Genomic DNA, 14712 nt, shown 5'->3' with positions numbered 1-14712 from the left:
CGTGGACAGAGTTCTCATCGTCATCGGATTCATCCTGTTCTGGGCGCTGATGATCGCGCTGATCTTCTGGGGTTGGCGAGGACGGCAGAAGCGCCAGGAAGAGCGAATCGGTGACTTCCCGGCCGTGCCGGACGATCTGGGAGCAACCCTCGTCGAGCCGAGCACCGGCCTGTACGTCGGCAGCACCATCGCTCCGAGCTGGCAGGACCGCATCGCCGTCGGCGACATCGGCCACCGGTCCACCGGTGAACTGTCCCGACACGAGAAGGGCATCCTGCTCGACCGAGACGGTGAATCTCCCATCTGGATCCCGGCGGAATCGATCCGCGCGATCCGTACCGAACGCGGGTTGGCAGGCAAGGTCATGACCAAGGACGGGCTCCTGGTCATTCGCTGGGAGCTGCCGACGGGGACCGAGATAGACACCGGCTTCCGGGCCGACGACAAGCAGATCTACCCGGTGTGGACAGCGAGTTCCACCGGAGAAACCAAGGAGGAAACCGCGTGAGCAGCGCAGTTCTTGTTCTGGAGGACGGCCGGACATTCCGCGGCACCACATTCGGCGCACAGGGGCGCACCCTCGGCGAGGCCGTGTTCTGCACCGGAATGACCGGGTACCAGGAGACTCTCACCGACCCGAGCTATCACCGACAGATCGTCGTCGCGACTGCGCCGCAGATCGGTAACACCGGCTGGAACCAGGAGGACGGTGAAGCCGCAAGCGCGCAGGATCCCAACAAGATCTGGGTCGCCGGCTACGTCGTCCGAGATCCGGCACGCCGCACCTCGAGTTGGCGCTCCACCGGAACGCTGCAGGACCAGCTCGAGGCGCAGAACGTCGTCGGCATCGCCGGAATCGACACGCGAGCCCTGGTCCGACACCTGCGCACCCGCGGGTCCATGCGTGCGGGAGTGTTCTCGGGCGACGCCCTCGGCACCTCCGACGAGATGCTCGCGCAGGTGGTCGGTCAGCCGTCGATGCTCGGTGCCGACCTCGCCGGTGAAGTGACCACCGGAGCCGGCTACACCATCGAGCCGACCGGGGATGCTCGATTCACCGTCGTCGCAGTCGATCTCGGTATCAAGACCAACACCCCGCGGATGTTCGCCGAGCGCGGTATCCGCGTGCACGTGGTGCCGTCGAACACCACCATCGAGCAGGTTCTGGAACTGAACCCCGACGGTGTCTTCCTGTCGAACGGACCAGGCGACCCGGCCACGGCCGACACCAGCGTTGCACTGACCAGGCAAGTGCTCGAGCGTGAGCTGCCGCTGTTCGGTATCTGCTTCGGAAACCAGATCTTCGGGCGCGCACTCGGCCGTGGCACCTACAAGATGAAGTTCGGCCACCGCGGGATGAACATCCCGGTCATCGAGCACACCACCGGCCGCATCGCGATCACCGCGCAGAACCACGGATTCGCACTCGAAGGCGAAGCGGGCGAGGAGTTCGACACCGACTTCGGCCGAGCCCGGATCAGTCACACCTGCGCCAACGACGGCACCGTCGAGGGCGTCGAGCTGATCGGCGGTAGCGCCTTCTCCGTGCAGTACCACCCCGAGGCCGCGGCCGGTCCACACGACGCCGCCTACCTCTTCGACCGTTTCACCAGCGTCCTTCAGGAGAAGAAGTAATGCCACGCCGCACAGACCTGAACCACGTCCTGGTCATCGGATCCGGCCCGATCGTCATCGGTCAGGCCTGCGAGTTCGACTACTCCGGCACCCAGGCCTGCCGAGTGCTGCGCGAGGAAGGACTGCGGGTCAGCCTCGTCAACTCCAACCCCGCGACGATCATGACCGACCCCGAGTTCGCCGACGCCACCTACGTCGAGCCGATCACGGCGGAGTTCATCGAGAAGATCTTCGCCCGCGAAGCCGAGCAGGGTCACCCCATTCAGGCAGTGCTCGCCACTCTGGGTGGACAGACGGCGCTCAATGCCGCTGTTGCGCTGCACGATCAGGGCATTCTCACCAAGTACGGCGTCGAGCTGATCGGTGCCGACTTCGACGCCATCCAGCGCGGCGAGGATCGGCAGAAGTTCAAGGACATCGTGGCCAAGGTCGGTGGCGAGTCCGCCAAGTCGGCCGTCTGCTACACGATGGACGAGGTCCGCGAGACCGTCGCCGAGCTCGGCTTCCCTGTGGTCGTACGTCCGTCGTTCACGATGGGCGGTCTCGGTTCGGGGTTGGCGTACAACGACGAGGACCTGACCCGGATCGCCGGCGGCGGACTTGCGGCCTCGCCCACGGCGAACGTCCTCATCGAGGAGTCCATCCTCGGCTGGAAGGAATACGAGCTCGAGCTGATGCGCGACGGCCGCGACAACGTGGTCATCGTGTGTTCCATCGAGAACGTGGACCCCGTCGGCGTGCACACCGGCGACTCGGTGACCGTCGCCCCGGCCATGACGCTGACCGACCGCGAATACCAGAAGATGCGCGACCTCTCAATCGACATCCTGCGTGAGGTGGGCGTCGACACCGGCGGCTGCAACATCCAGTTCGCGATGGACCCGGCGGACGGTCGCCTCGTCGTCATCGAGATGAACCCGCGTGTGTCACGCTCGTCGGCGCTGGCGTCCAAGGCAACCGGTTACCCGATCGCGAAGATGGCGGCCAAGCTGGCCATCGGCTACACCCTCGACGAGATCGTCAACGACATCACCCGCGAGACCCCGGCGTGCTTCGAGCCGACCCTGGACTACGTGGTCGTCAAGGCTCCGCGGTTCGCGTTCGAGAAGTTTCCCGGTGCCGACGGCACGCTGACCACGACGATGAAGTCCGTCGGCGAGGCGATGTCGATCGGCCGCAACTTCACCGAGGCCTTCGGCAAGGTGATGCGCTCGCTCGAAACCAAGCGCGCGGGCTACTGGACCGGCCCCGAGGTCGAGGCAGAGAGCCTGGAGGCGTTGCTCGAGGATCTGTCCGTTCCTCAGGACGGTCGGATGTACGGGATCGAGAAGGCCTTCGCGATGGGTGCCACCCTCGAGCAGCTGTTCGAGGCGACCAAGATCGACCCGTGGTTCCTCGACCAGTTCCAGCAGATCCACGAACTCGGCGTTCAGGTTCGCGAGGCGGCCGAATTCGACGAGGCGCTGCTGCGCCAGGCGAAGTATCACGGTCTCTCCGACCGCCAGATCGCGGCTCTGCGCCCCGAACTCGACGGTGAGGACGGTGTGCGGGCGCTCCGTACCGAGCTCGGTGTGCATCCGGTCTACAAGACGGTCGACACCTGCGCCGCCGAGTTCGAGGCAAAGACGCCGTACCACTACGGCACCTACGAGCTCGACCCAGAAGCCGAATCCGAGGTCGCCCCGCAGCCGGACCGCCCCAAGGTGCTCATCCTCGGCTCGGGTCCCAACCGCATCGGCCAGGGCATCGAATTCGACTACAGCTGTGTGCACGCGGCGCAGACCCTGTCCGAGGCCGGTTACGAGACGGTGATGGTCAACTGCAACCCCGAAACCGTCTCCACCGACTACGACACCGCGGACCGCCTGTACTTCGAGCCACTGACCTTCGAGGACGTCCTCGAGGTGTACCGGGCCGAGGCGGCGTCGGGCACGGTGCGGGGCGTCATCGTCCAGCTCGGCGGGCAGACCCCGCTCGGGCTCGCCAAGCGGCTAAAGGCCGCAGGCGTCCCGATCGTCGGCACGTCGCCCGAGGCCATCGACCTCGCCGAGGATCGTGGCGAATTCGGCAAGGTGCTCGACGCAGCCGGACTGCCGGCAGCGAAGTACGGCACCGCGACGACGTTCGACGGAGCCCGTGAGATCGCCGCGGGGATCGGCTACCCGGTACTGGTGCGTCCGTCCTACGTTCTCGGCGGACGCGGCATGGAGATCGTGTACGACGAGGCCTCGCTCGCGACGTACATCTCCAACGCGACGGAGATCTCGGACGACCGGCCGGTGCTGGTCGACCGGTTCCTCGAAGACGCGGTCGAAATCGACGTCGACGCACTGTGCGACGGCACCGAGGTCTACATCGGCGGCATCATGGAGCACATCGAGGAGGCCGGTATCCACTCCGGCGACTCGGCGTGCGCGTTGCCGCCGATCACACTCGGCAAGACCGACATCGAGAACGTCCGGCGGTCCACCGAGGCTCTCGCGAAGGGCATCGGCGTGCGCGGCCTGCTCAATGTGCAGTACGCACTCAAGGACGACATCCTGTACGTTCTCGAGGCCAACCCGCGTGCGAGCCGCACGGTTCCGTTCGTCTCCAAGGCGACTGCGGTACAGCTCGCGAAGGCCTGCGCCCGAGTGATGCTGGGGGAGACCATCGCCGAGCTGCGGACCGCAGGCATCCTGCCCGAGACCGGAGACGGTGGCACCGTACCGGCCGGCGCCCCGATCGCGGTGAAGGAAGCGGTGTTGCCGTTCAACCGGTTCCGTCGTGCGGACGGAACCGGAGTGGACACTCTGCTCAGCCCGGAGATGAAGTCCACCGGTGAGGTGATGGGAATCGACTTCGATTTCGGTACCGCCTTCGCCAAGAGTCAGACCGCCGCCTACGGCTCGTTGCCTGCGGGCGGCGCGGTGTTCGTGTCGGTGGCCAACAAGGACAAGCGATCACTGATCTTCCCGGTGAAGCGACTCGCGGATCTGGGCTTCACGATTCTGGCGACCGAAGGCACTGCAGATGTGTTGCGGCGCAACGGAATCAAGTGTGAGCAGGTGTACAAGCAGTCCGGCGAGGACGTGCCGGAGGGGGAGCGGACCATCGTCGACCGGATACTCGCAGGTGACATCGCCATGGTGATCAACACCCCGTACGGCAACTCGGGCCCCCGCGTCGACGGGTACGAGATCCGTAGCGCCGCGGTGGCGCAGAACATTCCGTGCATCACCACGGTGCAGGGCGCGTCGGCAGCCGTGCAGGGCATCGAAGCCGGTATCGCCGGCGGAATCGGTGTTCGCTCGTTGCAGGATCTGCATGCGGGTCTGAAGCAGGGGCTGGGAGTGGAGCCTGCGGACCGACCCGATGGGCTGGGAGTGGAATGACGCACGATCGAAGTTGGTCGGATCGTCTGCGTTCGGCGGTCGCGGCGCGCGGTCGACTGTGTGTCGGTATCGATCCGCATCCGGCTCTGCTCGAGGCATGGGACCTACCACGCTCGGCGGACGGTCTCGAGGTGTTCGCCGAGCTGTGTGTCGAAGCGTTCGTCGGTGAGGTGGCGATCGTCAAGCCTCAGGTGGCGTTCTTCGAGGCCTACGGATCGGCCGGGTACGCGGTGCTCGAACGCACTGTCAGTGTGCTCAGGGACGCGGGCACCCTGGTGATCGCCGATGCGAAGCGCGGCGACATCGGCACCACGATGGATGCGTACGCGCAGGCCTGGCTCGAACCCGATTCGCCGCTGTCCTCCGATGCCGTCACGGTCTCGCCGTACCTGGGCTTCGATTCGCTCGGGGAGACCGTCGATCGAGCGGTGCGACACCGGCGCGGGCTGTTCGTGCTTGCCCGCACCTCGAATGCGGAGGGCTCGGCCCTGCAGCGGGCCGCGACGTCGAACGGTGGGTCGGTGGCTCAGTCGATCGTCGACGCCGCAGCCGCGCGCAATCGCGTCGATGCCGACACGGTGGGGATGGTCGTCGGTGCCACTCGTGATCACGGTCTCGACCTGTCGAACTACACCGGTCCGATTCTCGCGCCTGGTCTGGGAGCGCAGGGAGCAACCGTTGCCGATCTCGCGGAGATCTTCCGCGATTCGCGTGAGCTGTTGCTGCCCAACTCCTCTCGCGGTGTCCTGGCCGCTGGCCCGTCGGTGACGGCCTTGCGCGACGCGGCGACACGATTGCGCGACGAGATCGAAGCCGGTCTCGCATAGTCGATGCTGCGGCGCATCGGCGCTCGGGGGCGAGTTAGCGGTTCACGCGGGTCGTCGGTACGGTCGCTAACGCTGCCGACGAACAGTGCGGATCGCCAGTGCGCAGCGCTGATGACCGCGATCGGTGGCAGTGGAAGACCGATGGTCGACGTGCCGACAGCGATCGTGTGCGTCGTATCGCCCAGAAACGAGAAGACGGAGGAACCGACAGTGGCCCTTCCCCAGTTGACCCCCGAGCAGCGCGCCGCTGCCCTCGAGAAGGCCGCGATCGCCAGGAAAGCGCGCGCCGAACTCAAGGAGCGCCTCAAGCGCGGCGGTACCGACCTCAAGCAGGTGCTCAAGGACGCCGAGACGGACGAGATCCTCGGAAAGATGAAGGTCTCCGCGCTGCTCGAGGCCCTGCCGAAGGTGGGCAAGGTCAAGGCCGCGGAGTTGATGACGGAATTGGAGATCGCGCCAACCCGTCGACTGCGCGGTCTCGGTGATCGGCAGCGCAAGGCGCTGTTGACGAAGTTCGATTTCGAGGCCTGACGACGGTGAGTGACACTGCGGCGACATCGGTCCCGGAGAACGAGCGCGGCCGGTTGGTGGTGCTGTCCGGCCCCTCCGGCGTCGGCAAGTCCAGTGTCGTTCGGCTCGTGCGTGCGGCGCTGCCCGAGCTGGTCTTCAGCGTGTCGGTCACGACGCGATCGCCGCGGCCGGGCGAGGTGGACGGGCAGGATTACCACTTCGTCTCCGCCGGCGAGTTCGATCGAATGATCGCCGATGACGAGCTGCTCGAATGGGCGAGCATTCACGGTGGTCTGCAGCGGTCGGGAACTCCGGCCGCACCCGTCGAGGCCGCGCTGGAGGCGGGCAGCCCGGTGCTGCTCGAGCTCGATCTGGCCGGTGCCCGTGCCGTGCGGGTGTCCAAGCCCGAGGCCTTGTTGGTGTTCATGGCGCCACCGACATGGGACGACTTGGTCGCCCGTCTGGTCGGGCGCGCGACCGAGGAGAGCGCGGCCACCGAGCGGAGGTTGGAGACCGCACGGGTGGAATTGGCCGCACAGGACGAGTTCGACACCGTGGTTGTCAATACCGATGTCGACCATTCGTGCGAACAGTTGGTATCCTTGTTGGTCGGTAGGTCGTCGGTCGGCAACAGCTGACCAGTTTCACGGCGCACGAGGCCCCGACCAGCTAGTTCGTAGCACCAACGATGCAATTTCAGGAGATCATCAGTGAGCAGCATTTCAGCGGCCGTTTCCGACTTCGACGGACGCAGCGCTCTGCCGGCCTACGACACGCCGCTCGGCATCACCAATCCACCCATCGACGAGCTGCTCGCCCGCACCTCGTCCAAGTACGCCCTCGTGATCTACGCAGCCAAGCGTGCACGTCAGATCAACGACTACTACAACCAGCTCGGTGACGGCATCCTCGAATACGTCGGACCTCTCGTCGAGCCGGGTCTGCAGGAGAAGCCGCTGTCGATCGCTCTCCGCGAGATCCACGCGGATCTGCTCGAGCACACCGAAGGCGAATAAGAACCTCACAGAGGACATCTGACTTGCGCGTTGTCGTCGGAGTCGGCGGAGGTATCGCCGCCTACAAGAGTTGTTCGCTCATTCGCAGCTTCACCGAGAGTGGGCACGAGGTACGGGTGATTCCGACCGCGTCCGCTCTGGAGTTCGTCGGGCGTGCGACGTTCGAGGCGCTGTCCGGCCAACCGGTGCACACCGGGGTCTTCGCGGACGTGCCGGAGGTCCCGCACGTGCGCCTGGGTCAGGAGGCGGACCTCGTCGTCGTGGCCCCCGCCACCGCAGATCTGATGGCGCGCATCGCCGGGGGGCGCGCCGACGATCTTCTGACGGCCACCCTGCTCACCGCGCGGTGCCCGGTGGTCCTGGCTCCCGCGATGCACACGGAGATGTGGGAGCACCCGGCCACGGTCGCCAACGTCGCGACGCTTCGTTCGCGCGGTACACACGTGATCGAACCTGCGTCGGGTCGTCTGACCGGACGTGACACCGGGTCGGGTCGGCTGCCGGAGCCGGACGAGATCTTCGCACTGTCGATGCTCGTGACCGAGCGAGCGGATGCGCTTCCTCGTGACCTCGAAGGACGGCATGTTCTGGTGTCTGCCGGCGGCACTCGTGAGCCTCTCGATCCGGTCCGTTTCCTGGGCAATCGAAGCTCGGGCAAGCAGGGATATGCACTGGCCCGCGTGGCAGCGCAACGCGGAGCCCAGGTGACGTTGGTCGCCGGGTACACCAGCGACCTCGACGATCCGGCCGCGGTCGACGTGGTGCACGTCAAGACGGCCTCGGACATGCAGGATGCGGTTCGTAAACTCGCCGTCGGTGTCGATGCAGTGGTGATGGCGGCCGCGGTCGCCGACTTCCGCCCGGAGTCCATCGCGGGCAGCAAGATCAAGAAGGGGGCGAACGAGCCGTCGTCGATCCCGTTGGTCCGCAACGACGACATACTCGCAGGCCTCGTGTCGGCTCGCCGCGACGGTGAGCTCGAATCGTCCACTGTCATCGTCGGATTCGCGGCGGAGACCGGTGACGCGGACGGAGACGTACTGACGTACGCGCGGGCCAAGCTCGAACGCAAGGGCTGCGACCTGCTCGTGGTCAACGCTGTCGGTGACGGCAAGGCCTTCGAGGTCGACCACAACGACGGATGGTTGCTCGGTTCCGACGGTTCCGAGGATGCGCTCGGCGAGGGCTCCAAAGCGCTTCTCGCGAGCCGCGTACTCGATTCTGTGGCGCAGATGCTCGACGCACGTAGTCCCCGAACGAGGTCGACACAGTGACGACGGTGAGGGTGCACGAGCGATGTCGCACCGGCTACCGTGCTGAGCACCACGTGTGAGGCCGTAGAGGTTTGCCTGGCTCCGGCAGGGGCGATAACACCGAGGGAACGTCAAATTTTCATGGAGTGCCCGACCGGCGCGCGGCGTCGGGTCGGACAGGAACATGCGTCGAGAGGAAGTCCGTGAGCAAGTCCGGTAGTCGGCTTTTCACCAGCGAGTCCGTCACAGAGGGTCATCCCGACAAGATCTGTGACGCCATCAGCGATTCGATTCTCGATGCTCTGTTGACGGAGGATCCGCGTGCTCGGGTGGCCGTGGAGACCCTCGTCACCACCGGCCAGGTCCACGTTGCGGGTGAGGTCAACACCACCGCGTACGCCGACATCCCCAAGATCGTGCGCGAGAAGGTGCTCGAGATCGGGTACGACTCGTCGGCCAAGGGATTCGACGGAAATTCGTGCGGTGTGAACGTCGCGATCGGCGCGCAGTCTCCCGAGATCGCGCAGGGCGTCGATCATTCTCACGAGGCCCGAGTCGAAGGACTGTCCGACGACGAGATCGACCGTCAGGGCGCGGGGGATCAGGGGTTGATGTTCGGCTACGCCAACACCGACACTCCCGAATTGATGCCGTTGCCGATCGCGTTGGCGCACCGTCTTTCTCGGCGGCTGACCGAGGTCCGCAAGAGTGGGGTTTTGCCCTACCTGCGTCCGGACGGCAAGACACAGGTGACGATCGAATACGACGGTGACAACGCCGTTCGCCTCGACACCGTGGTGATCTCGACTCAGCACGCGGCCGACATCGATCTCGACAACCTGCTCACCCCCGATATCAGGGAGAAGGTACTGGGGTCGGTACTCGCCGAGTTGGACGTGCCGACGCTGGACACGTCCGATGTGCGTCTGTTGGTCAATCCCACCGGAAAGTTCGTGCTCGGTGGTCCGATGGGTGACGCCGGGCTGACCGGTCGCAAGATCATCGTCGACACCTACGGCGGCATGGCACGGCACGGCGGCGGCGCATTCTCCGGCAAGGACCCGTCCAAGGTCGACCGCAGCGCTGCGTACGCGATGCGTTGGGTCGCGAAGAACGCTGTCGCGGCTGGGCTCGCCGATCGCATCGAGGTCCAGGTGGCGTACGCCATCGGCAAGGCCGCGCCGGTCGGATTGTTCGTCGAGACGTTCGGCACCGAGAAGACCGATCCCGCGCGTATTCAGGCGGCGATCAGCGAGGTGTTCGACTTGCGTCCCGGTGCCATCATTCGCGATCTGGATCTGCTGCGACCGATCTACGCGCCCACTGCGGCGTACGGACACTTCGGCCGCACCGACATCGATCTCCCGTGGGAGTCCACCGATCGCGCAGGCAAGCTCCGCGAGGCTGCCGGACTCTGAGTTCGGCGTCGACCGTTCGGCACGTACCCTGCTCGCACCGGCTCGGTGCTCCGTCATCGAGGGTGGGGTGAGAATCGAGGAGGAGGTGCGGTGGCGGGCGTAGCGCGGGTGGCGGCGTCGGATCTCCCGATCGCGCGCATTCTCCCGATGTTGCCGCTGCCGCATCTCGACCGAGAGTTCGACTACCTCGTACCCGAGGAGATGAGCACCGATGCTCGGCCCGGCGTGCGAGTTCGGATTCGGTTCGCGGGCCGACTGGTCGACGGTTTCGTGCTGGCCAGACTGGCCGAGACCGAGCACTCCGGCAAGCTCGGCTGGCTCGATCGGGTGGTGTCGGCAGAGCAAGTTCTGACTCCCGAGATCGCGGAACTGGCCGAGGCGGTGGCCGATCGGTACGCCGGGACCAGAGCGGACGTACTGCGTCTGGCGATCCCGGCTCGCCACGCCCGAGTCGAGGCGGAACCGACACCCGTCGTCGAGCCCCCGGTCGAGCCTGCCGTCGACAGGTCGGCATGGTCGGCCTACACCCACGGCTCGAACTTCCTCGACGCGTTGGCATCGGGACGCGTACCCCGCGCGGTGTGGCAGGCATTGCCCGGTGAGCGGTGGCCGGTGCGGCTGGCGGAGGCCGCTGCCGTGACCGTCGCCGCCGGTCGATCCGCCGTGGTGGTGGTACCCGATCAGCGCGATCTCGATCGACTGGAAACGGCCTGCACGGCTCTGCTCGGAGCCGACCGGGTGGTGGCGTTGTCGGCCGGACTGGGTCCGGCGAAGCGGTATCGGCAATGGTTGCGCGGTCTGCGATCGGGCCCGGTCGTTGTGGTGGGGACGCGCAGCGCCGTGTTCGCTCCGGTGTCCACTCTGGGCATGATCGCCGTCTGGGACGACGGTGACGACAGCTTCGCCGAGCCCCGTTCGCCGTATCCGCACGCCAGAGAAGTCGCGTTGCTCCGAGCGCACGTATCCGGGGCGGCGGTGGTGATCGGCGGACACTCGCGGACGGCGGAGGCGGAAGCTCTCGTCGATTCCGGTTGGGCACACGATCTGGTGGCTCCTCGTGAGCTGGTCCGTGAGCGTCAACCCCATGTGGTGGCCTTGGCGGACTCGGACCATGCGCTCGCGCGGGACCCGGCAGCCCGTGTCGCCCGGCTTCCCGCCATCGCGTTCGAGGCGGCGCGAGCCGCACTGAAAGCCGATTCGCCTGTGCTGGTTCAGGTTCCGCGCGGCGGATACGTGCCGTCACTGGCGTGTGCGAAATGTCGGCACCCGGCTCGGTGTCGCCGGTGCAACGGGCCGTTGGCCCTGCCGTCGGCCCCTGGAAGCGACGGAGCCGGCAGTCCGACCTGCTCGTGGTGTGGAATCGCCGACACCGCGCATCGCTGCACCGTATGCGGATCACGCAACCTGCGGGCGGTCGTGATCGGAGCGGGCCGCACCGCCGAGGAACTCGGACGGGCATTTCCCGGCGTACCGATACACAACTCGGGAGGCGCCGCCGTGCTCGACTCCGTCCGACCCGGTGCCGGTTTGGTCGTGTCGACCGTCGGTGCCGAGCCGACGGTCGACGGTGGGTACGGCGCAGCTCTTCTGCTGGACGGCTGGGCCCTGCTCGGCCGGGCAGACCTGCGCGCGGCAGAGGAGACACTGCGTCGGTGGATGACGGCCGCCGCGTTGGTCCGGCCCGGCTCTGCGGGAGGTCGCGTCGTCGTCGTCGCCGAGTCCGAGATACCGACGGTGCAGGCGCTGGTTCGCTGGGATCCTCTGTGGCACGCCAGAAGTCAGTTGGACGAACGAGTGGAGGTACGGTTCCCGCCCGCCGTACACGTCGCGGCGATCGACGGAACCACCGATGCGATCACGGCGCTGGTGGAGGGTGCAGATCTGCCCGAGGCAGTGGAGATACTCGGACCGGTCGATCTGCCGGACGGCCAACGCGCACCCGCGGGCGGCGGTGAGGACGTGCTTCCCGGTGATGTGCAGCGGCTGTTGATACGCGTGCCGCGCAGCACCGGGGCGGCCTTGGCGCGGGCGCTGGCCGCCGCTCAGGCATCTCGTAGCGCCAAGAAGCTCGGCGGCGGAGTGCGGGTTCAGATAGACCCGATTCGAATCGGCTGACACTGCCGTCCGGGGCAGCCGTGGCCTAAGGTTGCGTCGGGGCGGCGCACGGGGCGCCGATGAGAGGTGGGTCGGGGACATGAAGAGAAGGCAGCTCTTTCGCCGTGCGACAACAGGTTTGGCAGTGGTGATCGGAGCCCGGCTCGTGGCACCTGCCTCCGCCGACGCCCTGCCCGGTACCGGCTCGGCGCAGCCGCCCACACCGGCCGTTCCGTTGGATCGACTGCTACGGATCGTGTCTCTGTCGCACGTCAACGATCCGGCGCTCACCCCGATTTTTCCCGGCGATCCCGAATTCTCGCTCGAGACGGCGTTCACCGTCGCGGACGACGGTTTCTACCTCCAGTACGTCAAGGAGGGCGAGCACACCGGCACGCACTGGGGAGCGCCCGCACACTTCCGGGAAGGTGGGCTGACCGCCGACCAGCTCGATCCGGAGGATCTGTTTCTGCCCGCGGTGAAGATCGACATTCGTGATCGGGCGGCAGCCGACGCCGACTACGCCGTGACCGTGGCCGACCTGCAGAACTGGGAAGCAGTCAACGGAGCCATTCCGCACGGCGCGGCCGTAATTCTGTGGACCGGATGGGCGTCACGCTGGGGTACCGACGCCTACGCGAACGCGGACGCGGACGGCGTGACGCACCAACCCGGCTTCTCGGCGGAGGCGGCGCAGTGGTTGATCGACACGGGCAGGCTCGCCGACAGAGGTGCCCTCGGAACCGACACCTTCGGACCCGACTTGGGCAACGACGAAACTTATCCGGTATCGGTCAAGCTCTACGACCGGCGTCGGATCAGTCTCGAGAACCTGACCAATCTGGAGTCGATACCGACCACGGGTGCCTACGTTCTGGTCGGCGGACCGATCAACCGGGCCGGATCCGGTTCGCCTGCAACCATTTTCGGGTTGATCCCCAAGCTTCCCTGATCGGAACCGCTCGGGACCATGCTGAGTGTTCCTGCGGTGTCGTAGGCGTAGACGCCGGCCTTGCCCGAGCGCTTGGCCTTGTACATCGCGCGATCGGCGAGGCGCATCAGCTCGTCCTCGTCGACGTCGGAGGTGTCGGTGCCGGCCACGGTCGTCGTCCCGTCGGCGGTGCGGTCGGGACGACCGATCTGCACCACACCCACGCACGCGCCGACCGACACCGAATGGCCGTCGATCTCGTGCGCGGTCCGCATGGCCTCGGCGATGCGGACCGCCGTGGTACGGCCGGTTCGCAGATCCGCGTTCACCAGGGCGGTGAACTCGTCGCCGCCGAAGCGCGCAACCACTCCGTCGACCACGCATCGGTCGAGGCGGCGGGCGAGTTCGACGAGTAGTCGATCGCCGCCGCCGTGGCCGAATCTGTCGTTGACGCTCTTGAAGTCGTCGAGGTCGATCAGCAGCAGGACGGCGCGGCCCCGGCCCGCCCTGGCGTCGTTCACCGCCGCTCGAAGGTGTTCGTCGAACGACGACCGGTTGAGCAGCCCGGTGAGTCCGTCGTGGTGCGCGCGATACGTCAGCTCGGCCTGGGCCAGAGACAGGCTCCGAAGCAGATTGTCGTTCTGAACAAGGGTGATCACCTGGCGCACGAGCGAGAGCAGCACCACCGCTACCCCGAGTACCACCACCGTCGAATCCAGGTCCCCGGTCTGCACGCGCAGTATCGCCAGCACGATCCCTATCGCGCCCATCAGCCCGTACGGCAACAACAGTTGTGTTCTCTCACCGGTGACGGTCTCGGTGTACACCCGCGCAGCTGTCGCCGATCCGTGCAGTGACGAGCCGTGTATCGGCGGCACAGGCGGATCGTCCTCGACGGTCCTCGGGGCGGCGGCCGCGAGAGCGATGAGTGCAGTGCCTGCGATGAATCCGCCGTCGGTCAGAACCGGCATGAAGTCCGCACCGGTGGCGACGAGGTACGCGTAGATGCTGTCGGACACCGCCATCATGAGGATTCCGGCACCGAGCAGGGTGAGTTGCGTTCGGTAACGCGACGCGATCTTCGGGATCACGGCGAGCAGCACGATCATGGCCACGAGAACGAGGTCGGTGATGGGATACATGATCGCCACGAGGAACGCGATGGACTCCGATTCCGACGAGTGCACGACCGCCCCGAGGACGGTGGCCCAGGACAGAACGAAGAGGGACCCGACGACCACGGCCCCGTCGAGCAACGACATCACCCAGACATGGCGTGTACCTGCGGCCGCCCGCCGGGGCGACGGGCCGACGAAGGCGAGCAGCGCGGGCACGGCGAAGATCGGGAAGAGAAAGAACCCCACGTCGGCGACCGATGTGTTCGGCAGCGGCATGTCGAGAGCGGATCGATAGAAAGCCCACACGGCCATGCCTGCGCTCCAACACGCCATTCCCGCGGCCATCAGAACGCGCCACTGCCGTTCGGAGCCCGTCCGTCTCGACGCCGTTCGCCAGCAGACGACCGTTGCGGTGATGCCACCTGCGAGCTGTGCGACGTCGTCGATCAGTACCGAGATTCTCTGGCCGAGAACGTTGGAGCCGGCGAGCAGAACGATGGCCAGGACGCAGCCGAGAACGACGGTCACGCGTCGCC

The 14712-nt window shown here is 66.5% G+C and carries 12 protein-coding genes; 11 read left to right on the top strand and 1 reads right to left on the bottom strand.

Features of this window, described 5'->3' with window-relative positions:
- Nucleotide 1 precedes the first annotated feature (1 nt).
- From CH273_RS19305 to CH273_RS19255, 11 genes are all read left to right on the top strand, one after another.
- The gene (locus tag CH273_RS19305; RefSeq protein WP_032397988.1) at nucleotides 2–508 is read left to right on the top strand and encodes a PH-like domain-containing protein; all 507 of its coding nucleotides are present in this window, start codon (nucleotides 2–4) and stop codon (nucleotides 506–508) included.
- Nucleotides 505–1635 (top strand): glutamine-hydrolyzing carbamoyl-phosphate synthase small subunit, encoded by a 1131-nt coding sequence (gene carA, locus CH273_RS19300; protein WP_032397989.1) that lies wholly within the window; start codon nucleotides 505–507, stop codon nucleotides 1633–1635. Before CH273_RS19305 ends, carA begins: the two co-directional genes overlap by 4 nt.
- The gene (gene carB / locus CH273_RS19295; RefSeq protein WP_032397990.1) at nucleotides 1635–5009 is read left to right on the top strand and encodes a carbamoyl-phosphate synthase large subunit; all 3375 of its coding nucleotides are present in this window, start codon (nucleotides 1635–1637) and stop codon (nucleotides 5007–5009) included. Before carA ends, carB begins: the two co-directional genes overlap by 1 nt.
- Nucleotides 5006–5836, top strand: coding sequence for an orotidine-5'-phosphate decarboxylase (pyrF, locus tag CH273_RS19290; RefSeq protein ID WP_032397991.1), 831 nt, complete (start codon nucleotides 5006–5008; stop codon nucleotides 5834–5836). The genes carB and pyrF overlap by 4 nt, the downstream gene beginning before the upstream one ends.
- 210 nt (nucleotides 5837–6046) lie before the next feature.
- Nucleotides 6047–6367, top strand: coding sequence for an integration host factor, actinobacterial type (mihF, locus tag CH273_RS19285; RefSeq protein WP_027496987.1), 321 nt, complete (start codon nucleotides 6047–6049; stop codon nucleotides 6365–6367).
- A 5-nt stretch (nucleotides 6368–6372) separates the two neighbouring features.
- Nucleotides 6373–6984, top strand: coding sequence for a guanylate kinase (gene gmk, locus CH273_RS19280; protein WP_032397992.1), 612 nt, complete (start codon nucleotides 6373–6375; stop codon nucleotides 6982–6984).
- A gap of 72 nt (nucleotides 6985–7056) precedes the next feature.
- Nucleotides 7057–7362, top strand: a complete 306-nt coding sequence (rpoZ, locus tag CH273_RS19275) for a DNA-directed RNA polymerase subunit omega (RefSeq protein ID WP_032377808.1) — start codon at nucleotides 7057–7059, stop codon at nucleotides 7360–7362.
- A gap of 23 nt (nucleotides 7363–7385) precedes the next feature.
- The gene (gene coaBC / locus CH273_RS19270) at nucleotides 7386–8636 is read left to right on the top strand and encodes a bifunctional phosphopantothenoylcysteine decarboxylase/phosphopantothenate--cysteine ligase CoaBC (protein WP_094638045.1); all 1251 of its coding nucleotides are present in this window, start codon (nucleotides 7386–7388) and stop codon (nucleotides 8634–8636) included.
- 182 nt (nucleotides 8637–8818) lie between these two features.
- Nucleotides 8819–10033, top strand: coding sequence for a methionine adenosyltransferase (metK, locus tag CH273_RS19265; RefSeq protein ID WP_032397994.1), 1215 nt, complete (start codon nucleotides 8819–8821; stop codon nucleotides 10031–10033).
- 147 nt (nucleotides 10034–10180) lie between these two features.
- A complete protein-coding gene (locus tag CH273_RS19260; RefSeq protein WP_179275532.1) occupies nucleotides 10181–12148 on the top strand; it encodes a primosomal protein N' in 1968 nt (655 codons plus the stop codon).
- A 79-nt stretch (nucleotides 12149–12227) separates the two neighbouring features.
- Nucleotides 12228–13079: a cyclase family protein gene (locus tag CH273_RS19255; RefSeq protein ID WP_032397995.1), complete on the top strand. Its 852-nt coding sequence runs from the start codon at nucleotides 12228–12230 to the stop codon at nucleotides 13077–13079.
- Here CH273_RS19255 and CH273_RS28390 read toward each other — a convergent pair.
- On the bottom strand, nucleotides 12995–14704 hold the full coding sequence (locus tag CH273_RS28390) for a GGDEF domain-containing protein (protein WP_306436895.1): 1710 nt from the start codon (nucleotides 14702–14704) through the stop codon (nucleotides 12995–12997). The two genes, CH273_RS19255 and CH273_RS28390, sit on opposite strands and share 85 nt — an antisense overlap.
- Nucleotides 14705–14712 lie beyond the last annotated feature (8 nt).

Source organism: Rhodococcus sp. 05-339-2 (genome assembly GCF_002258965.1).
Classification (GTDB): domain Bacteria; phylum Actinomycetota; class Actinomycetes; order Mycobacteriales; family Mycobacteriaceae; genus Rhodococcoides.
This window is presented reverse-complemented; position numbering and strand designations above follow the sequence as displayed.